Genomic DNA, 22,845 nt, shown 5'->3' with positions numbered 1-22,845 from the left:
TATATTGTATAAAAATGTCAATTTATTTTAGAAATAATAAAAAAAGTGCTCATAAAGCACTTTCTTCTATGAAATATAATCTTGAAAAGAAATCTGGATCAAAACGAACGTCTTCATTAAAGCCCGTAGCGCTAAAGCCTTGCTTTAAAAAAACACCCGCATTCATAAGCAGACTACCGCTTGCATAATAATTTTCCTCTTCTCCTTGAAGATGAACAAACTTTGAAATAACCCTATGAGACAATGATCCCTGCTTAATATGAATAGGCGATGCTGTATTGATAAGACTGCCCATTTCTTTTATATCAAAAGTCATCTTCTGATTATAGAAGTGATATCTTTTTAAAGGATCAAGCCCCTTGCATTTAAAGACGACAGTTTTCTTGCTTAATTCATTAATTGGCTTAAATAGCATTCCAACAGCATGGCTTCTTTTTTCATCAACAGCCATCCATCCCATATCTATGCGATACATATTGCCAAACTGAAACAATGCACGCTGTTTCTTATAAATGATGATCTGCTGCTTGATATCTTCCTTTTCTTTCTTGCTTAGATCTAGAAGATTCACTTCATACCCCAATAATCCAAAAGCCGCAACATGAAAACGCAGAGCGAGCGGTGTCACTCTTAATGTCTGATGATTAGGAACCCCAGACACATGATTCGTAAATGTACTTTGTGGATAACCATAGCTATAGCTGTTCTGAATATCAAAGCGACACCAGCTATCCGTATTGTCACTTGCCCAGATCTGTGGGAAGTAGCAAAGAATGCCTAGATCAAATCGATTTCCTCCTGAAGCACATCCTTCAAAGAGAATATGAGGAAAACGTAAAGTGAGTGTATCCATCATACGATAAAGTCCACATATATAACGGTGGAAGACTTCCCCTTTTCTACATGTAGAAAAGACATCACTCATGACCCTGTTCATATCCCATTTGACATAGTCAATCTGACAAGATGAAAAGAGTGCTGTCATTCTAGATATCATATCATCTACAACTTCATCATTTGATAAATCAATAACATACTGATGTCGTCCTAATGATTGCATTTGTCCATCAATCTTAATCACCCAATCAGGATGTTCACGATAATAGTCAGAATTTTCATTGGTCATTTCTGGTTCTACCCAAATACCAAACTTCATTCCCATCTTATGAATCTTTCTTGAAAGATGATCAAGTCCTTTTGGCAGTTTTTTACGATCTACCTCCCAGTCACCCAATCCTCTCGTATCATCCGCTCTTCCTTTAAACCATCCATCATCCAAGACAAACAGTTCAATTCCCATCTCACTTGCTTCTTTTGCGAGAGAGAGAATTCTTTTCTCATTGACATTAAAATACATCGCTTCCCAGCTATTGATAAGAATAGGTCGCTCTTTATAGGCCCATTCTTTTTTTATGATATGTTCATTAACAAAACGATGGAAGATGTTAGATAACCCATTGAAGCCAGCATAAGAATATCCCATTATGGCTTCCGGTGCTTCAAAGACCTCTTCACTTTTTAGGCAGTAAGAAAACTGTTCATTATTAATACCTGTCACTATTCTTGTCTTATGTGTAGAAGAGACTTCCACAACTTCTTTATGATTGCCACTATAAATCAGATTAAAGCCATAGACTTCTCCTTCATCTTCTTTTGCAAAGCGAGACAGCATCACAAAATTTTGTGCTCTTGAAGAAGAAGTTCCCATACATGACGCATTGACAATCTTCGCAGAAGAAAGATTATGAATATGCTTATGCATTTCATCTGCCCATCCACCATTGAAGGTAATGAATTCAAATTGATCATCTTCAAAATCAAGACAGAGACTCATAGCTCTTTCTACAATAAGATCTTCTTTCATGTGATTAATGATCTTTGTGGTTCTTGTGATTACATCTTCTTCATAGATGTAATAGTCAAGGATCAAATCTACATCATGATTTCTTTCTTTTAATCTTATATAAAGATGATCACATTCTCCATGACTTGATGGCAATGTATGCAATGGTTTCTTCTCTTTATTATAGGTTGCATAATCAAATAGAAAATCAGTTGTAAAAGTATGATCAGGAAAAACAAGTTCCACTAACGGTTCTCTAAAATCACCTTTCCCATACCCAGAATATTCTAATCGCATATTTTCTAATGAATAGGAAGACTCTTCATCATAGGCAATCTGATTTCCTAAAGGAAAAGCATGCTTCTCACTTAAAACAAGAAGATCCTCTTCCTTGTCTGCTTCTATTCTTTGACCATAGTATAAGTGTTCCAGTTGTCCTGTAGGCAATACTCTCATCGCATAGCTAGTATTATTAGTAGATAAGAGAAATGCACTGCCAAGCACTTTAATCATGTTTCTTTTCCTCTATTTCATTAATAATAGTTTTCATATAGTTATCATCAAGTTTGTAACGCTTCTTAAACAACACATTCGCCACAACTAATCCAATCAAAGGAATAATCGTCATTGTCATACGAAGACCTACTAAAGACTGATAAGACATCTTAACAATATGACCCGTTTCACTTGATGAACCAAAACTGAAAACCGCAAGACATATTGCAGCAACCAATGCAGCTACTCCACTAGCAAGTTTTACTACAAATGTCTGCATGGAAAAGATGACAGATTCATCTCTTCTTTTATTTTTATATTCACCATAGTCAACCGTATTAGCCAAGAATATTGTCGTCAACACCAAAAGCATTCCGTTGGCTGCAAAGATAAAGAATGCAGGTACAAAGAGAATATAGATATTCATTGGCATAAAAGTAATCACAAATAATGTGATATATCCTACTATTGCCATCCATAAGGCAATATGGAAAATTTTGATAGTGTTAAAAAACTTTCTCATCAATGGGAACAACAGCATCATAGATAAAATCTGCGTTGCACCACCAAATGTATTAAAGCTTGTAAAATTATAATACCAGGATTTACCTCCAAGATCATACTTGAAGAAATAAATGACAAGGTTGCTTGTAATATAGACTGATACATTAACCAGTACAATCGTTAATACAATAATCAATGCCTGATCATTATTAAATAAAGACTTCAGCATATCCTTAATCGTAGAAGTCGGCATATCCACAGTACTTTTTTCCTTGATGCTAAAGCAGGTCATACCAATAAAGAGCACAAAGATAATACCAATAAGCAAAGCTACCAACCTAAAGCCAGCAACTTCATTGCCTTTTCCTAACGCATAGACAGCCATCATCGTAAACACCTGAACGAGAGCACTTCCTACACCCGCACATGAACGTCCTAACGCTGATATGCCTTCACGTTCTTTTCCCGCTTTTGTAAAAGCAGGAATCATGGACCAGAATGGAATATCCATCATCGTGTAGGTCACGCCCCATAGGATATAGATTACTCCCGCCCATACAATGAGACCCGCCCCTTTTATGGATGGGGCAGAAAAGAGCAGGTAGAGACATAGCGCATTAAGTAAACTACCAGTAAATAGCCAAGGACGAAAGCGTCCCCATCTCGTTTTTGTTTTTGCGACTATTATTCCCATAAATGGATCATTAAGAGCATCAAAGACTCTTGCTACAAGAAGGATGATTCCCATAGCTAAAGCATTGATATGTAAGAGATCCTGATAATAATAAAGAACAAATGTTGCAGTTAACATATAGACCATATCTTTTCCTACGGCACCTACTCCGTAGGAGATCTTTTCTTTTAAGTTAAGTTCCATATTATTCTCCCTTCATTTTTATCGCATATTCAACAGCTTTATAGGCACCATCATAAATACCTAATTCTTTATTGTGGATAATGTTATGGCACATATCTTCTAGATAATGATCATTATGTAAGAACATATCAATCATCTGTAAAGTGTGATCGATATCACGACATTCCAATGTACCATCCCCTATTTCCGCTGAATGAATAGCTCCCCACATTTCATGTTTGCCAACTCTTTTAATAAACAGCTTAGGAACAGGATAGAAAGCCAGTTCACTAGGCTTAGTGACAAGGACATCACAGCTTCTCATCAATAGATTAGTTGTATAGACTGCCTCAAATATATTTTCATGACAGAAGCCATGAATGCCTTCTATTTCATCTGTTAAAGCTTTCTTAGCAAATTCTCTTGTTTCATTAAAATCATTATCATGTTCAACAACAAATGCTTTCATGGAAGGTATAGACTTCTTCATCTTCTTCCACACCTTCTTATAGTCTCCCACATTGATATAAAGCACAACTTCTTTTCTCTTAATATAAGGAAGAAGGGCCTTGATGATTGCTTCAAAGATTTCTCTTTGCGCACCGGCTCCCCCAATTGTCAGCAAGAAGCGCATCGCTTTCTTTTCTTTTTTCCTGTCGATTCTCTTTTTACAATCTTCTTCAATATGAGCAACTAGCTCATGATCAATATAGTGGCCTACATATTGTAAAGCTTCATCAGGAAGAGGCTTTAAGACATGCTTCTTATCCATGCCATTTAAGATCTTATAGCCATTGTAGGCATTTTTTGTCTGTACAAGATGAAGACTTCCTTCCGCATAATGCAAAGCCATTGGCCAATTGTCAGGAATCGCATTAACCACATTTTTCATTCCCGCATGAACAGCTGCCTGTGCTCCCCATACATGCGTCGCAATGACTGGCATCGTTTTAGGAATATGGCGATAGACAGGAGCCATAAGCTCCGCATTCTTTTGATCGATGGCATTATAGCTTAAGGCTCTAAATCCTTCATAATTTAGCGGTTCCCAGACATACTTGTTAAACAATCCATTCTTGCTTAATCTAGACCCCAATGAATAAAGCTTATTTTGATGAGCAATAACCTTAGTACATGTCGTCTGTTCAAAGCTATTTAAATCCATCCAATATGGTGTATATCCTAACGCATGAGCTGCACTCGCCATCGCTATTGATATACGATAATGCCCAAAGCCCATTCTTATATTTCCTAAGATGATTCCTTTTTCTAAATCAAAACTGTCATCTTCCTTTTGATCACTTGGCAACATGACATCAATCAATGAGAAATCATCACCTAATACAGGATTCTTTTTTAATGAAACATAATATTCCTTGTCACTATCATCACCAAACTTTTTGATATACTTTTCTTTTGACTGACAGGCTTTCTTATATGTCTTTTCACTTATTTCATTACCAAATATACATCTTGAACGATCAATCATTTTCTTTTACCCTTATCCCTTCTACTAGAATAGAAACAATTTCCGTAAGTGCCTCATTATATGTCAAATGACTTCTGACAAGCACATCTCTTTTAAAGAACTGTTCCAATGAAGCTTCAAAGATACTCTTAAACAAAGGCAAAGACACATTTCTTATGACACCTTCTTCTTGTCCTTGTTCAAGCAGTTTCATAGTCACTTCCCATCCACTTTCTAGACGTGCTTCTACTTTCTTATAAGTCAGCGGATATTTTTCTTTAAGTACATAAAGCTGTGTAAGATCTATATCAGCATAGGTAGAGGGCATTACCCCTAAAATCTTCTTTATCTTATCTATAGTAGAAAGAGAACGATCCTCTATAACTTCTTTTTCACATTCTTTAATAGAATCAAAGCAATAATCTACCATTTCATTGATTAAAGCCTTCTTATCCTTAAAGATCACATAAATCGTCTTCTTACTTATAGATAACTCCTTCGCAATATCATCCATTCGAAACTTGATTCCTTTTTCCTTATACACATCAAGTGTTGCTTTTAATATTCTTTCTTTATCCATTTAGACACCTCGGAAACTATTTTTCTCTTTTCAGTTTCCATTCTAACACAATTATGTAACCGTTTACAAGATGAGACATAAAAAAACGTCAACTTTATCAATAAAGCTGACGTCCTTACTATTTTATAATGATTTTAAACAAGAAAGAAATCACGCAAAAGACACTCCCATTTTTTGCGAGATCAAGTGAGATTCGATACTTTTTATTATCTGTATTGTTCTTGATGATATAATACACCACTCTAAAATAGATCAGAAACAATAGAGATACAAACGATGGCGCTTTTAAAACTAATGATACATAACAATGAATAAAAAAAACAATTGATGAGATAACATCCAATATTGTCTGTGGATAACCTAAAAAGACGATCAGCGGAAAATCTCTCTTTTTTAACAATGTTTCTAACATAATAGTCTCCTACCATTTATATAATAAGTTTTTCTATGTATATTTTATCATGTATTTATTTTGAAATCTAACATTATAATAAAAAGACGACCATTGGTCGTCTTATTGAATTACTTCTACTACTTCAGCAATATACATGTTATGAAGGTCTCCATCTTTATAGAAACGTTCTTGCATGTCTTCGCTTAACTGTGATAATTCCATTCTTTGTTTATACATTGTTTTGCATACTAGCGTAAGCTTTGCTTCTTTAAAGCTCATTCCATGATTAACACTCATTGGTGTCAATGATGTATGAGCAATCTTGTCTTCATCTCTTCCTGATACTCTTCCAAGATAGCCAAGATCTTTTTCATGACCTTTTGGGAAGAATGAGACAGTAAAGTATTCATTTTTATCAAGATACTCTTTTGTATATCTTGAATCTCTAATATAAATGGTACATGATGGCTTCGCCCACATTGTACCAAGTCCACCCCATCCAATGAGCATTGTATTGTAGTCTTCTTTTTCACCACAAGTGACTAATGCCCAATCTTTAGAAAAACAGGTAAATACATCCATGTTTAAGTTTTCCATTTATTTCACCTCTTTGTCTATTTTATGTCATAGGGATTAACTTTGCAATAAGTGAAATCGAATGCAGTTCTTGCCATCTTTCTTGCTTTGATATAATGCTTCATCAGCACGTTTGTACATTGATAGGAATGTATCATCTTTACTTGAAAGCGTAACGCCTAAAGAAAGGGTTACATCTTTTCCTTTAATATGTTCATGAGTGATTTCTATCAATCTTTTTTGTAGATGACCTAAACGAGAAAGAACGTCATCCTGGCTTCTGACATCTTTCATAAAGATCACAAATTCATCTCCACCAATACGTCCAATAATATCAGATGTTCTAAATGTCTCTTTCATTGATTGCGCAACACATTTGATGATTTCATCTCCAAAGATATGTCCGTGTTGATCATTGTAGAACTTGAAGTTATCAATATCAGCCATAATCATAGCATGAAGACCATCATCATTTAAAATGTAGTTAATACGTTCTTGAACAGTCTCTCTATTCAAGAGTCCTGTAAGATAATCCTGTTCCGCTTTCTTTTCTAATTTAAGATGTTCATCTACATGCTTAGTAATATCAATGATGGACATAATGACAAAAATATCTTCTTCTTGCGAAGTCAGATATGCGGTTGCACGATACCAGCTGATCTCATTGGTGCGCTTATCTTCAAACTTAAATTGATAAGTAACTTCTTTTTCTCCTCTTTTATAAGTTTCAATGAGCTTATCTCTTGCGAATAGCTGAGCTAATTCTTCAGTGATATTCACATTAGCGAAAAGAGAAAAGGCACCTTTCAATAGTTCCGAATAGCTTTTTTTATTCTTGATAATATGATCAGTGTGTGCATCATAGGAAATGACTTCATTTTTACTTAAGTTAGCTTCCCAAGTCAAATGATTTCCTTCATTAACTGCTTTTTTATACTGTTCAAACTGTTCTTCAGCTGTTTTTTGATCATTGATATCTTCTAAAAAACTAATCGCCTTGATAGGTGTCTTATTCATATCAAAGATTGTCTTGTAATAAAACATATACCAATTCCATCCTTTATCGATGGTCTTAATTCTTAATGCTAACTTACCAGAAGGTGAACCTCCATAAAACTCCTTAAAGAGATTTATGTAGTTTTCACAATCATCGGGGTGGATAATGCCAAGCGCCACAATGGAATAGGGCACATCCGTGATATGGGGCGCTTTGAGAAGATTCTCATTTTCTTTTTGAAATTTAAACAATGTATGGTTAGGAATGTCAATTACAGAAATAACATGGTCAGTGAGATCAAGAGCCGCTTGGGCTATCTCTTTTTCTTCTTTGAGCTTATTGTATTTTTTCAGCAATTCATCGTATTTTTTTTGTAATGTAGCCATGCTTTTTACCTTCCTTTGTCCTCAGTATCTCCTGTAAATGACTATTTGTCAACGTACTTTAGGATATTAGATAGTATATGACAAGTATATGACCAATTATTATGAAAAAAAGAGCCCTTAGGCTCTTTTAAGTGCATCTTTGATAATATCTTTATGATCAAATGCCAGATCATCCAATGTAAGATGAAGATCACCAGATACAAGTGTCATATCATCCATGATGGTAAACCATCTTGCATCCGCAGCATCATCTGCTGCTTTAACACTTATATCTTCCTTGTTGATAGTAGCTTTATAAGCTGTAGAAATAACCCATCCGCGTGGATCTCTTCCTGGCTTTGAATAAACACCAACAAGAGAAAGAGAAACACCTGTAATACCAGTTTCCTCTTCTAACTCTCTTTTAGCAGTCATCACCAATTCTTCATTCTTATTGGCAAACCCACCAGGTGTTGCCCATTTCCCCATAAAAGGATGATTTCCTCTTTTGATCAATAATATCTCATTTCCTGCCAAGATAACAATATCAGCAGTAACCGATGGTTTCGGATAGCGTGAATCATCATAATTAGCAAGATATTCTTCTTCGCTCATCATTTTATCTTTCATTAGAAGTATCGAATGATGGCATAATTCTTAACTTATGAAGATTAAGCTTATGCATGCGATCAATGCGTTCTTTTGTTTTTTCATCATCAATTTCACCAGTTAAGATGTAATGATCCAATGTTTCATAAGTAAAGCCAAGCTTATCTTCATCGCTCATGCCACTTAATCCATCACTTGGTGTCTTTTCTACTAAATAAGAAGGAAGACCAAGCACTCTTCCCAACTGACGAACTTCTTCTACCAAGACATGTGCAAGTGGACTGAAGTCTCCAGCAGCATCACCGTATTTTGTAGAATAGCCAACATAATCTTCTGAATTATTACATGTATTTGCTACACGACCACCATTAGGAAGCATCTGTGCAACTGCATATAAAGTAGCCATACGTAATCTTGGTGGAAGATTAACTTTTGTGTCATTGCTTAATTCATCTCTATTTGTGATAGCTTTTAATTCATCAGATGATTCAATCATATGTTTCATGCCATTGAATGCTTCTTCAATATTCAATTCAACATGAGGAATATCCAATGCTTCTACAAGATGACGTGAATCATCAATATCACTCTGTACCCCATTTGGCATAAGAACCCCAAGTACTCTGTCTTTACCTAAAGCTTCTTTACAAAGGGCAGCAGTTATACTGGAATCTTTCCCACCTGAAATACCAACAACGGCAGTACATTCAGGTCCATTTTCTTCAAAGTATTTCTGGATCCATGATACAATTTCATTTTTTGTCTTTTCTGGATTTTTTAACATATTCATCTCTCCTTCGAGTTGATTTTTTATGTTTTTAGTTTAATACTTTTTTATCCATGAAGCAATTATAAAGTGATACCAAATTTAGTAGGATCAATATCAAATTCTTCAGGCAAGAATCTTGGACAGACATTCTCTTTTGTTGCAATAACAGAAGAAGCAATACGTGTACCAATAACACATGATTCTCCCAATGTTTTTCCATATGTCAACCCAATAACAACACCTGCAAAGAATGAATCTCCACATCCTGTTGTATCAATAACATTAACCTTCTGAGGAGGTGTTACACCAGATTCACCAGTACAAGTAGCATAAACAGCACCTTCTCCTCCCATTGTCACAACCATTGACTTAAGCTGAGCAGTCTTTAATTTACCAGCTAAAATTCTAGCCATTTCTTCCGGTGTATTTTCTTCATAGTCTTCAGAGAAGAACATACTTGCTTCTTGAAGATTACAAACAAAACAATCAGTCTTCTTGATAAGATCTCTTCTTTCAACCGCAATACTCATATTAGAAACAATCGCATAAATGCGCTTTTTATATTTTTCAGCTAAATCAAAGAGAATATTAAGAATCTTTGGTTCCATATCAATCTCAACAACGATACTATCCGCATCTTTGATGATTTCATCACCATGTTCTTCAAGAATTGTCGCAATACCATCCAAACTTGGACGTTTAGAAATGGATGCAACAACATCACCGTCATTATCAAATACAGCTAACCATGTCCCAAGTCCATCTTCAGTTCTTAAGATATAATCAGTGTTGACCTTATGTCTTTGAAGCTTATTGATAACATCATCAGAAATGCCACTCTTATCAACTACACTGACAAATGTTGGTCTTAATTCCACATTGGCGATATCTTCAGCAACATTTCTGCTGACACCACCATGAACCTGTGTCACACGTCCTGCATTTCTTCCTGACGGAATATATTGAGCAATTGGATATCCTTTAATATCCACAAATACTGCACCTACTACTACGATTCCCATAAATCTCAATCTCCTTTTTTAATGTATACACTATATCAAAAAGAAGTACATTTCTCAATATAAAAAATGAAGACGAAAAAACGTCTTCATTTTTAGAATGGTGTATCCTCAAAATCAGAAATCTTGATAGATGATGAAGCCATCTCTTCTACCAATGTCGTATGACGATGATTATCCACATCTAAGCTTAATGCCTTCTTAAAGACCTGAGGATTTCCCAATAGATACAATTCTCTTTTAGCGCGTGTAAGTCCCGTATAGATCAAATTCTTTCTCATCATAATCGAATAATCAGGAAGAATGCTCATGATCACAACCGGGAATTCATTCCCCTGTGATTTATGTACAGACATACAGTAAGCATGCGTAATCTGAATAAAATCATTGGCGGTATATTCAATCATGATACCATCAAAATCTACGACAAGCGTATCACTTAGATACTCTTCTCCATCCTTGAAGATAATCTCTACCAATGTTCCAATGTCACCATTAAAGACATTCTCATCAGGACGATTCTTCAATTGAAGAATCTTATCCCCTTCTCTAAATAATCTTCTGCCTACCTTAAGCTCCTCTTTCATGTAAGAAGAAGGATTCAATAGATTCTGCAATGCCTCATTTAAGGCATCAATACCAGCCACTCCATTATACATTGGAGAAAGCACTTGTATGTCATTCATTTCATAGCCATCATCCAACAATGAAGAAACAAGCGCTAATGTTTCTTTAACAACTTCATAATTCAGACATGTCTTAAATGAAATATCTTCATATTGATCAAATAAAGAAACATCATATTCATCATTTCTAATAGCATGCGCCAATCTTACAATGCCGCTTCCTTCTTCTTGACGATGAATCGTATTCAATGCGACAACTTCTACCTTCTTAGAAGCAAGAAGATCTCTTAACACATTACCTGGAGCAACACTTGGCAACTGCTGATCATCACCAATAAGAAGAATTTTCTTTATATGGGTTCCTGCTTCTAGCACTCTTGCAAACAATAGACTATCCACCATGGAAAACTCATCAATAACAAGCAGATCCGTGTCCAAAGGATTATTTTTATTCATCATGAACGTATTGGCATGAAGATCCCATTTCAATAATCTGTGAATCGTTGATGCTTCAATTCCTGTAAGTTCTGACAAGCGTTTTGCGGCTCTTCCTGTAGGTGCTACTAAATCAATATGAAGTTCAGGATGCATCTGCTTAAAGACCTTCAATATTCCCTGTACAACAGTGGTCTTCCCTGTACCCGGTCCCCCTGTTAAGATCATTGCTGGTTCATTAATAAAAGTATGAATCGCATTTCTTTGTGTTTCATCATAATTGATGCCTAGCTCATCTTCTACTTCTTCAATACGTTCATCAATAAGCGATTCTTCTACTTGACCTTTAGGAAGACGGGAAAACTTCTTAAAAAGATTAGCAATGCTTTTCTCTGAATCATAAAGATCTTTTGGATAATATTTCTCAATCTTCTGAATGATCTTTTTATCCTCAATCAATGCATAAAGACTATCTTCAAATGTCTCATTATCCACTTCTGGAAGAAAACGATGAAAAATACGATGTAATGTAGAAATATCAGAATACGTAGATCCCGTTCTAAAGCATGCTTGCATTAATGCATCCGCAATAGCTGCCTTAATACGATATGGTGATTTAGGATCAAACTTCATCTTCATCGCTAATGTATCAGCACTCTTAAAACCGATACCATCTATATCATCAATCAGCTGATAGGGATTTGATTTTAAGACATCCAATGTCTTTTCCTTATAGAATCCCTGTATCAATGAAAGATGTCTCGTAGAAATACCATGTCCCATAAAGAAAGAGAGAACTTCCTGATCATAGTCCTGATTAGTTAATACATCCACAATGGTCTTAACCTTCTTCTCACTCATTCCTCTTACAATATGAAGACAAGTAGGATCCTTCTTGATCTGATTCAAACAATCTTCACCTAAAGTATCTACAATAAGTTCAGCCTGCTTTTTGCCAATCCCCTTAAACAACGGAGAAGACAAATAGCGGATGATCTCATCATGATCATCCGCTAGCAAGATTTCATACGATTGAATCTGGAACTGTTTTCCATAGCGTGGATGAATGACAAAATCTCCGGTAATACGGTAGCGATCATCAGTATTGACATAGGACATATTGCCAGTAATTGCAAATGGCTTATCTTCTTCATCAGCATCAAAACGTGCCACGATGAACTTTGTCTCTTCGCTATAAAATATAATACGGGTAATAGTTCCAGAATAAGCAATCATTATAAATATTCAATCTCCTTGTTGTCTTTATAGACTTTCTCAATAGTTCCTCCACCAAGACATACATCACCATCATAGAAGACAGCGGCCTGTCCAGGTGTCACAGCCTTAACTGGTTTCTTGAATGTCACATAGATTGTAGTGTCATCAATAAAGCGAATAGAGACATCATTATCTTTCTGTCTGTATCTGAATTTAGCAGTACAGTCAAAGTCTCCTTCTACTTTCTTTGAAGAAATCCAGTTTACATCAGTAATCAATGCTTCATCTGACAATAGCCAATCATTGGAATCTCCCTGAGCAACATAAAGAATATTATCATCATATTCTTTACCAATGACAAACCAAGGTCCACCTTTTCCACCAATGTTAAGACCCTTTCTTTGTCCAATTGTATAATACATGATACCCTGATGTTCACCAATGACTTCCTTATTTTCATAATTGACAATCTTTCCTGGCTTAGCAGGAATATAATTCTTTAAGAACTCCTTGAAATCTCTTTCCCCAATAAAACAGATTCCAGTAGAATCCTTTTTATGAGCAACTGGTAAATCAAGCTCTTCGGCAATCTTTCTTACTTCAGGCTTTGTCAATTCTCCAATTGGGAATAAAGCTTCTTTTAGCTGGAACTGTGCCAACTGACATAAGAAGTATGTCTGATCTTTATTATTATCTACACCACGTAGCATTACGCTGTCTTCACCTTCATGATGTTCAACACGTGCATAATGCCCTGTCGCAATATAATCAGCATCAATCTTTTTGGCATAATCTAAGAATGCCTTAAATTTAATATGTTTATTACATAGAATATCTGGATTAGGTGTTCTTCCTTTAGCATATTCTTCTAAGAAATAAGTGAAAACTGAATCCCAGTATTCCTTAATAAAATCAACTCTTCTGATTTCTAAACCAAGATGTTCTGCTACCTTGCAGGCATCATTGTAGTCCTGTTCTTGCGGACATACAGATGCATCATTATTTGGATTTCCTAAGATATCATTATTAAGAGAACTATCCCAGTTTCTCATAAAGACACAAATAACTTCGTATCCTTGTTTTTTAAGCAAGTAAGCAGCAACTGCACTGTCCACTCCCCCACTTAAACCTAATACAACTCTTTGACTCATATCTTATCCTCCTTGCGTCCCTCATTCTAACACATTTGTAAATATAAAAAAAGAGCTTTTATCAAGAGAAAAAATACCAGCCTATTAAGACTGGTATTCCCTGATAAGCCTATATAATTGTATCAATATTGTCGGCAACAATGCAAACAATATGACTGCTCCCCATTGCATATAGGATAGTCTTTCTACTTTAAAAAGCATTCTTCCATAATCAGTTAAAGAAACGCCCAACACAAGCACAATGCCTACCCCAATCGCATAAAAACAATACTTGTTCTTTAATCCTAAACGATAAAGACTTTCTTTTCCTCTTGAATTTAAACCATGAAAAAGTCTAGCTAATGTCAATGTCAAGAAAGCCATGGATGAAGCATGTGCGAACGATGAAGATAAGCCAACATAATAAGATGACATCACAAATACAAAAAGCAGTAGTGCTTGTATGATCATCGTTTTAATAAACACCTTATCCATCAGTGAAGCATGCGGATCTCTCGGCTTTCTGTTCATCACTTCATGTCCAGGTTCCACCCCAATAGCCAAGGCAGGAAGAGAATCTGTCACAAGATTAATGAAGAGCAGCTGTACCGCATAAAATGGCAATGGCAAAGATAAAAGCGAGGTCATAAGCACACAAAGGATGGCGGACAGGTTTCCTGACAACAGGAACAAAATGGCATTTTTGATATTGTCATAGATAACACGACCATTGCGTACCGCCTTGATGATTGTCGCAAAATGATCATCTGCCAAAATCATTGACGCTGCATCTTTTGATACTTCTGTACCAGTGATGCCCATGGCCACACCGATATCTGCTTTCTTAAGTGCAGGTGCATCATTCACGCCGTCCCCTGTCATTGAGACAATCTGTCCACTTTTCTGCCAAGCTTCGACAATGCGAATCTTGTGCTGTGGAGAGACTCTGGCATAGACGGAAATAGTGGCTATTTCCCTAGCCAGTGTTTCATCGCTCATTTCATCTAGCTCTTCACCTGTGACAGCTTTATCGCCTTCGCTAAATAGACCGATCTTTTTGCCAATCGCTACCGCTGTATCTTTATGATCACCGGTAATCATCACCGTGCGGATGCCTGCCGCTTTCGCTTGCGCCACCGCTTCTAAGGCTGAATGGCGTGGCGGGTCGATCAATGAGACGAGACCTATGAAGGTATAGCCATTTTCACTTGAGAGCGTGAGTTTTTCTTTTGATTCTTTATAGGCAAAAGCAAGAACGCGAAGTCCATCATTTGAGAAGGAATGATTCATCTTCATGATTGCCTCAATATCTTCTTTTGTAATAGCTCTTACGCCTTCACTTGTCATGATGGATTTACATCTATTTAAAAGAACATCAACTGCCCCTTTAGTAAAGATTGTCATCTTTCCTTTCATATTATGTCTAGTAGACATCAGCTTTCTTTCTGAATCAAAAGGAACTTCATCAATACGTGGCAGTAAGTCACGTACCATTCCTTCACTTAACAGATGCCCACTTTGTGGATGACGAATGCCTTTGACATGATGATACATATCAATCAGTGCATACTCCGTTGGATCCCCTATTCCTTCTCCTTCGACAATGCTTGCATCATTGGCAAGAACACAGGCATAAAGAAAACGTCGATGAATTTTCTTTTCTAATGAAAGATTATTAGGATCAATGCGTTCATGATCAAGATAGACATCCGCCACTGTCATCTTGTTTTGTGTCAATGTTCCCGTCTTATCTGAACAGATGACTGAAACGCTTCCTAATGTCTCAACAGCTGAGAGTTCTTTTACAATAGCCTGTTCTTCTGCCATCTTGCGCATGCCCATTGCCTGCACAATTGTGATGATGGAACCTAATGCTTCCGGTATAGCGGCAACCGCTAAAGCAACCGCAAATAGAAGAGCCTCCATAAGTGGTGTACCACGATAAAGCTGCAAAACTAAGACGATGGCTGATATCAAGAGAATCCCTATCGCAAGACGCTTGCTGAAGCGATCAATTGTCTTTTGTAAAGGGGTACGTTTAGCTTTTGTATCATTCATCAAGGTGGCAATCTTTCCAAGCTCACTTTGCATTCCAGTAGCCACCACGATAGCTTCTCCTCTTCCCGCCGTTACAAGCGTACCAGAATAAACCATATTGATACGATCTGCAAGAGACGCCTTAGAAATAACATCCACCTTCTTATCAATCGGTAAAGACTCGCCAGTCAAGGCACTTTCATTGACCTGAAGCGAAGCTTCGTCAATAAGTCGCGCATCCGCGCAGATCATATCCCCCGCTTCAAGCAAAACAACATCGCCTGGTACAATCTCCTTAGATGCAAGCTGATGAATGTTGCCATCACGCTTGACCTTGACATGTGGTGAAGACATGGCCTTCAAGGCATCAAGAGATTTATTAGCAACAACGCTCTGCCATGTACCAAGTGTTGCATTCAATATAAGAACCGCAATAATGACACCAGCACTTTTTACATCTTTAGTGAACAAGGAAATAATAGCCGCAATAAGCAAGATGACGACAAGAAGATCCGCAAACTGTTTTATAAAAATCATGAAGATAGAATCCTTCTTTGATTCTTCAAGCTTATTTTCTCCATACTTATTTATACGCTCCTGCACTTGTTTGCTGCTAAGTCCATCAAGAGAAGCATCGAGATATTTTAGTAGCTCTTCTTCATTCATCTGATACCAGTCTTTCATATTAACCTCCTGAGGTATGAAAATACCTTAATATATATTTCATTATATCAAAAAAGATGGGAATAATCCCATCTTATTAGTCTAACTGAGACATTGGCAACATTGCTGCTCCAATAGCACCACAGTCATCTAATTTCTTTAATAATAGTGGAATATGATTTCTCATACCTGCATGAATTTTAGCATTGAACTGTTCGTTTAATGTATCCCAGAAATAATCTCTAGCTTTCATGACACCGCCACCAAGAACGAAGCAGTGTGGATCTACTGTATGTGCAATGTTTGCCAATAAAGTAGATAATTCATCAACGGCTTCATCACAGATTGCTTTAGCCTGTGCATCTCCAGCTGCTGCTAAATCAAAGACATTACCTGCATGTTTTACTTTATCTTCCCCAAGGGCGGCAACACCTTTTCTAGTAATTGCAGTACCTGAACATTCACCTTCAGCTGCACCAGCATTTAATGCCCCCTGTTTATATCCACCTGGTTTTACAATAATGTTTCCAATTTCTCCGGCATGTCCACGACCACCAGAAACTAATTTACCATCAACGATGAAGGCACCGCCGATACCAGTTGATACAGTAATAAAGTAACAAGTAGGATATCCTTTACCTGCACCAAGAATAGCTTCTGCTAAACCAGCTACATTTGCATCATTATCTAAGAATACTGGTTTATTGAATTCTTCTTTAAGTTTATCTACGATTGGATAACCTTCAAATCCTGGCAGATTGCTTGCCATAATCATAACGCCTTTAACAGTATCTACTGGGCCTGGAACTCCAATACCGATTCCTTCTACATTTTCAAAACCATTGCAAGCATCATAATCCAATGTACGGATCATTCTTGAAATTTTAGAGCAGACATAATCTACACCATGTTCTTTTTCTGTGCTTTCTTTTACTTCGCTGTATGTCTGTCCATTTTCGTCTACTAATAAGGCACGTACATTAGTACCACCTAGATCGACTCCGATATAAAATTTCATCAGTTTATTTCCTCCTCTATTCTATTATTATACCTGTGAAATAATTTATTGAGAAGAGGTTATTTAAAGTATTTTTATGAATTCTCTACTCAATGTTCTCTTTCAATAAAACAATCGAGATAGATACAAAATACCTTATGTCATTTAAGAGAAAATATAAATTTATTTGAAATATTTTTCTTGAATCTCTTTAAATTTCTGAGGAACCTGACATGTGATTGTCTTTCCTTTCATATACTTCATGCTGCCAATTGGATTTACAAAAGATAATGAATAAGCATGAAGCAGCTGTGAATTAAGATGGAACTCTTTCTTGATTTGTTTATTCCATTCGAAATCACCGTATTTCTTATCACCCATCAAGGGATGATTGATACTAGACAAGTGCACACGAATCTGATGTGTACGACCAGTGACTAGTCCTACTTCAATCAAGGAGTAGTCTTTTGTAGAAATAAGAGCGTGCACCTTTGTATGCATCTTTAGACTGTTAGGTGTTGTCGAAGGGACAATATGCATCTTCATTTCTTTTTCATCCTTGATAACATAGTCAATCAGTTCCTGATCTTTTACATAGCCTTTTACAATTGTGCGATATGTCTTTTCAATGCAATGACGTTTTTTCATCATTTCATTAAGATCCTGCAAGGCACGCATATCCTTACCAAACATGACTAATCCACTGGTATTGCGGTCAAGACGATGAACTGGTCCTGGCGTAAAGCCAAGATCAGCTTCAGGATCATATTCGCCCTTTTGATAAAGGTATGTCAGCACCTGATTAGAAAGTGTGTTCATATCTTCATTGATATCCGGCTGCACTAGTAAGCCTGCTGGCTTATTGACAATGAGGATATGTTCATCTTCATAGACTACATCAAATGTGATTGGAAGATCGTGAATTGTAAGGGGTGAAGTATATTCTTTAAACTTATCATCATATAAGAAAAGAGAAACCTCATCTCCTAGATGAAGAATATGGTTTTCCTTGACACGTTTCCCATTTACTTTGACATCTTTTTTTCTTAGCATCTTATAGACAAGAGAAGATGGCGCTTTACACAAAAGCTTCTTTAAATACTTATCTATACGCTGATTTTCGTTATTTTGATCAATAATTAATTTCTTCATTTTTACCACCGCCAACATTATAGCATATCCGATTGACAAAAATAAAAAATATTTATGAAAGCCTTTACATCAAAACTATGTTTTGTTATCATAACTATGGGTAGAAACCATAATATGGCCCTCTAGACATCACATTCTGTGTGATCTTAGAAGAAAGCAATGCATCCCCCGCATTACTTTCTTTTTTCTTTATGTTATAATTTATAAAGCGAGGTACATATTATGGAAGAAAAATTGCGTTCTAAGACAATCTTTGAAGGAAAAGTCATCACTGTTACTCATGATGAAGTAAGACTTCCTGATGGCAATACTGCCTTAAGAGAAGTGGTGCTTCACCGTGGAGGTGTGGGCATTCTTGCCATTGAAGATGGCTGTATCCTTCTTGTTAAACAATACCGCTATCCGAATGGCATCGATACTTTAGAGATTCCTGCCGGAAAGCTTGAAAAAGGAGAAAATCCTGATGAAGCCTGCTTCAGGGAATTTGAAGAAGAGACAAACAGACGTGCTTCTTCAATGAATCTGATTTTTAAGGCTCTCCCTACTCCGGGATATTGTAGTGAAGTGCTTTATATCTATGAAGCAAAAGATTTTAAGGAAGTAGATGATTCTCTTCCTCAAGATGAAGATGAATTCATTAATCTTATTAAGATGCCATTAGATGAAGCATATAAAAAAGTCCTTACATCTGAAATAATGGATGCAAAGACAATCATGGCAATTCAATATGCCTATATAAATAAAGACCGCTAATCTTAGCGGTCTTATTCTTTATCTTTTTTCTTGTTAATAAAGTAAACAACAACTTCTACAATCGCAATAATGAAAGTATTGAAGAAATACACATTTGCGACACCAGCAGCAGCTGATGAGATAACACCATTGTTTTTCATCCAATTCGCATAGCTTGGAATTGGTGGAATAATGGCATGTAGCACTGTTAAGATTGCTGACATGAAAGCATTGGCAATATTGCTATAAACAAGATAGATATCTTTCACAAATGAAAGTACCCCATGTTCAAATGATGCCTGTAAACTTGTATAGATCAATAATCCAACAACAAGAATAACAAGTGAAAGAGAGAATGTATAAAGAATATTCATTAAAGCAGATCCCACTTTTTCAAGTGTAACTTTCTTTTTCTTTGGTTCTTCTTTATCAGTTTCTTTTTCTTCTTCAGTTTCTTTTTCTTCTTCACTAAAGATCTTATCAATAACAGAATCCAATTCACCAGTAGCCTGCTTATCTAAAGACAATGATGTTTCATCATCATCTGGGAAGAAAAATTCTTTAGGCTTATCAACTGGCTTAAATTCCTTAGTTGCTTCTTCTTCAACAAATTCTTCATCTTCTTCTGCAGGTTCTTCTTCCTCTTCATCAAGTGAAGGAAGAGAATCTTCAAGAGCCTTGAGTTCTGCTTCAAGATCATCTTCTTCATCTTCAACTAACTCTTCAGCAGCTTCTTCATTTTCCTGAGCACCACGTTCAATAGCTGAAAGCATGTCTTCTAGACCTGCAAGTTCATCTTCCAATGAAAGTTCTGATGTTGATTCTTCAGTATCATCAAGTGGAAGTTCTTCCTCTTCTTCAGCTGGTAACTCCTCAGGAACTTCTTCCTGTTGACGTTTTTCTTCTTCAAGACGTTGTGCTTCTTTTTCAAGCTCTTCTTGCTTGATGATCTTAAGTTGCTGTGTCTTAGAGATTTCATCATCTAAAGCTACCGGATCAACATTCAATTCTGAAAGTCGCCATTCATATGTCTTGTTGACGATATCCATCAAGTCATTATCTCCACTGTAGACATCTGCAAGATGTCCTCTTACGGAATGAAGCTCTTCTGGTGACATATTATCATCCATTCCAAGAATGGACTGATACATTGAGAAGTCTTCATAGCGTCCAAAGATAATGTCATTCAATGTTTCATACATGCTCTTAGATACTTCGTAAGAGATTGTATGTTCCTTATCTCCAGCCTTTACAAGATCTTCTACATAAATAAGATTAATGCCAGCTGCATGTCCTGAATCCAACAATTGTCCAATAGAAGTAATAAGCAATGTCTGAGACTTATTTACGCCATATTTTTCAATGAGAAAATCGATAATGTCCGTTGATGGGAATGGCTGAAGCTTAGTATCTGTACCAATAACGTAGTCGATTCTATTATATAGTTTTCCTTTTTCAAGATAACGAATAGCATCTTTTGTCTTATGCGTTGAAACAACCGCAATCTTAATATCTTTCTGTTTAAGATATTCCAAAAGTTCCATTACGCCATCATTAGGCTTAATGCCTTTCACCTCAAGATAATCATATAGGTCTTTTTCTACAGTCTGGTTAAACGAAGATGAGTTCGTCGTACTAGATAGAGGCAATGAATCATACATGGTAAACATGTTTCCCAAGGCATTATAGAAAGTCTGTCGATCCATTGCGACCTTTTGTTTCTTGCATAAGTTTTTGTAAAAGTTATAACGATAATGATTTAATGGAAAGATACATCCATCTAGCTCAATTATTACAAGCTTTAAATCACTGACATTCTGTCCTGCCATAAATCCATCCCCTTTTGCCTATTATAACAAATATTAATATATTACGTTATAGAAAAAAAAGCAAGTCTTATAGAAATAATCGTAAATGCGTGTTGCTATTTTCTAAATCATCATGAACTAAACTACCTTTATATTTTCCTACTTCTTCCTAGGTTTTGCAATACTTATCTGTTACTCTTTCTTTAAGGATAACATATTTCAAATCAATATAGAAAGTTTTATCTTCTAAAAAGAAAAAAGCGCAAATTCTTGCGCTTTACTTCATATAACGTGATGCCCAATTAAAGATACTTATTCCTTTAACACTACGTGGATGATTTCTCATGACATAGATCCATGTCCAATGATCATTGTAGTAGACAGCTTCTCGTCTATGATCATAGTTATAGTCTTCATACACTTTAATCTTTCCATCATATGTCTTATAGAGCGTCAGCTTCAATCTGTCATTAGCAGTTTCATATGTTGTATAGCCAAAGCGATCAGTACGCTGATGTACTCTTTGTCCTTCACTTAATAGTGACCACATACGCTTAGAACTTTGTTTAGGATCGACAGATGCATCTGTTTCTCCCTGAACAAGCCATATGGAAGTCTTGGCCTTCTTCATTGTCAAAATATCCTCATTTGAGACTTGATTGACAATTGCTGGACAAATGATGATACCTGTATCAAAGAGACATGGATAGCGAATAATCATGCGTGTTGACATATAGCCACCAGCTGAAGCTCCTGATACCATGATCTTATTGATACGATATTTCTTTGCTACAAATATAATTTCCTTATAGGCCCTTTCAAGCAGATTCTCACTATCAGCATTATACCAAGTATCTGGTACCTGGAATGCCATCACATTAGCGCCTTTAAATGTTCTTTGTGCTTCTTTTGTAGCCCATCCAACAGTTCCACGATTAGCGAGCATCTGTGCGACATTATTATGAGTCTGTCCCTTGATATCTCCTTCTCCATTGCCGTGGAACCACACTATAAGACGTCTGCTATTGGCATTATAGAACTGATAATTCAATCCGTAGTGTCCTTTGACACTTCTGAACTTGGATGTTTCTTCATTGATGATCTTCTTCTTAATAATAAATCTCACATCCTCCTTCTTGATAGAATACAAATCATGATTAAGCGTAATCGTATAAATCAGCTTACCAGGATAATTACGCTGTTCAGTGAGCCATGTCAATGTAGAGCCTTCTCCTTGATTTAAATACAGTATCACTTTCTTGCCCATCTTTTTTACTTTCTCGATGGTTCTGTTGGTATCATAGTAGACATTTCCTTTATCTACTCCAAAATCCACAATGCTTTTCGCATTGATCGTAAAACTGTTCTTAGTGATACCTTTCAGGGACTTCAAGGAATGAAAATCAATAACAATACGATCGACCACTTCACCTGCATCAGTAACGCTCGCATAAAGCTGTGCCTGGTATGATGAAGAGGCATGAATTGGCATAATCATAAATGAAAGCATCATTATGCCAGATAGTACAATAGTCATTATCTTTTTCATCATAATGCCCTCCTTATAATTAT

18 protein-coding genes are annotated in these 22,845 nt (G+C 36.2%); 1 reads left to right on the top strand and 17 read right to left on the bottom strand.

Annotated elements, in window-relative coordinates:
- Positions 1-49 precede the first annotated feature (49 nt).
- The 15 genes from T513_RS0103085 to T513_RS0103015 form a co-directional block, all read right to left on the bottom strand.
- A complete protein-coding gene (locus tag T513_RS0103085) occupies positions 50-2,356 on the bottom strand; it encodes an alpha-galactosidase (protein WP_031588887.1) in 2,307 nt (768 codons plus the stop codon).
- Complete coding sequence (locus T513_RS0103080; RefSeq protein ID WP_031588886.1) at positions 2,349-3,719, bottom strand: glycoside-pentoside-hexuronide (GPH):cation symporter; 1,371 nt, start codon at positions 3,717-3,719, stop codon at positions 2,349-2,351. Before T513_RS0103080 ends, T513_RS0103085 begins: the two co-directional genes overlap by 8 nt.
- 1 nt (position 3,720) lies before the next feature.
- On the bottom strand, positions 3,721-5,187 hold the full coding sequence (locus T513_RS0103075; RefSeq protein ID WP_031588884.1) for a DUF6937 domain-containing protein: 1,467 nt from the start codon (positions 5,185-5,187) through the stop codon (positions 3,721-3,723).
- Positions 5,180-5,746, bottom strand: coding sequence for a TetR/AcrR family transcriptional regulator (locus T513_RS0103070; protein ID WP_031588882.1), 567 nt, complete (start codon positions 5,744-5,746; stop codon positions 5,180-5,182). The genes T513_RS0103075 and T513_RS0103070 overlap by 8 nt, the downstream gene beginning before the upstream one ends.
- 118 nt (positions 5,747-5,864) lie before the next feature.
- Positions 5,865-6,158, bottom strand: a complete 294-nt coding sequence (locus T513_RS0103065; protein WP_031588881.1) for a hypothetical protein — start codon at positions 6,156-6,158, stop codon at positions 5,865-5,867.
- A gap of 102 nt (positions 6,159-6,260) precedes the next feature.
- Positions 6,261-6,737: a flavin reductase gene (locus T513_RS0103060; RefSeq protein WP_031588880.1), complete on the bottom strand. Its 477-nt coding sequence runs from the start codon at positions 6,735-6,737 to the stop codon at positions 6,261-6,263.
- 36 nt (positions 6,738-6,773) lie between these two features.
- Entirely contained in the window at positions 6,774-8,099 is a 1,326-nt protein-coding gene (locus T513_RS0103055; protein WP_031588879.1) for a GGDEF domain-containing protein, read from the bottom strand.
- A gap of 117 nt (positions 8,100-8,216) precedes the next feature.
- On the bottom strand, positions 8,217-8,708 hold the full coding sequence (locus tag T513_RS0103050; RefSeq protein ID WP_201783582.1) for an NUDIX domain-containing protein: 492 nt from the start codon (positions 8,706-8,708) through the stop codon (positions 8,217-8,219).
- Entirely contained in the window at positions 8,698-9,471 is a 774-nt protein-coding gene (gene nadE, locus T513_RS0103045) for an NAD(+) synthase (protein WP_031588875.1), read from the bottom strand. Before nadE ends, T513_RS0103050 begins: the two co-directional genes overlap by 11 nt.
- 65 nt (positions 9,472-9,536) lie before the next feature.
- Positions 9,537-10,478 (bottom strand): PfkB family carbohydrate kinase, encoded by a 942-nt coding sequence (locus tag T513_RS0103040; RefSeq protein ID WP_031588874.1) that lies wholly within the window; start codon positions 10,476-10,478, stop codon positions 9,537-9,539.
- Positions 10,479-10,570: 92 nt separating this feature from the next.
- Positions 10,571-12,772: an SF1B family DNA helicase RecD2 gene (gene recD2 / locus T513_RS0103035; RefSeq protein ID WP_029070614.1), complete on the bottom strand. Its 2,202-nt coding sequence runs from the start codon at positions 12,770-12,772 to the stop codon at positions 10,571-10,573.
- On the bottom strand, positions 12,772-13,905 hold the full coding sequence (gene mnmA / locus T513_RS0103030) for a tRNA 2-thiouridine(34) synthase MnmA (protein WP_029070613.1): 1,134 nt from the start codon (positions 13,903-13,905) through the stop codon (positions 12,772-12,774). Before mnmA ends, recD2 begins: the two co-directional genes overlap by 1 nt.
- 84 nt (positions 13,906-13,989) lie before the next feature.
- Positions 13,990-16,605 carry a cation-translocating P-type ATPase gene (locus T513_RS0103025; RefSeq protein WP_031588873.1) on the bottom strand — a complete coding sequence of 872 codons (2,616 nt, stop codon included), beginning with the start codon at positions 16,603-16,605 and terminating at the stop codon, positions 13,990-13,992.
- A gap of 76 nt (positions 16,606-16,681) precedes the next feature.
- Positions 16,682-17,602, bottom strand: coding sequence for an ROK family protein (locus tag T513_RS0103020; protein ID WP_029070611.1), 921 nt, complete (start codon positions 17,600-17,602; stop codon positions 16,682-16,684).
- A 162-nt stretch (positions 17,603-17,764) separates the two neighbouring features.
- Positions 17,765-18,733, bottom strand: coding sequence for an RluA family pseudouridine synthase (locus T513_RS0103015; RefSeq protein WP_029070609.1), 969 nt, complete (start codon positions 18,731-18,733; stop codon positions 17,765-17,767).
- A 222-nt stretch (positions 18,734-18,955) separates the two neighbouring features.
- On the opposite strand from T513_RS0103015, the gene T513_RS0103010 reads away from it, so the two are divergent.
- Positions 18,956-19,486, top strand: a complete 531-nt coding sequence (locus T513_RS0103010; protein ID WP_029070608.1) for an NUDIX hydrolase — start codon at positions 18,956-18,958, stop codon at positions 19,484-19,486.
- Between the two features lie 11 nt (positions 19,487-19,497).
- Here T513_RS0103010 and T513_RS11400 read toward each other — a convergent pair whose 3' ends face one another.
- Complete coding sequence (locus T513_RS11400; RefSeq protein WP_035876498.1) at positions 19,498-21,294, bottom strand: HAD hydrolase-like protein; 1,797 nt, start codon at positions 21,292-21,294, stop codon at positions 19,498-19,500.
- 256 nt (positions 21,295-21,550) lie between these two features.
- The gene (locus tag T513_RS0103000; protein ID WP_031588869.1) at positions 21,551-22,825 is read right to left on the bottom strand and encodes an alpha/beta hydrolase; all 1,275 of its coding nucleotides are present in this window, start codon (positions 22,823-22,825) and stop codon (positions 21,551-21,553) included.
- Positions 22,826-22,845 lie beyond the last annotated feature (20 nt).

The organism is Kandleria vitulina DSM 20405 (assembly GCF_000702065.1).
Classification (GTDB): Bacteria; Bacillota_I; Bacilli_A; order Erysipelotrichales; family Coprobacillaceae; genus Kandleria; species Kandleria vitulina.
The sequence above is the reverse complement of the archived record's forward strand: the minus strand, read 5'-3'. Positions and strand labels throughout refer to the sequence as shown.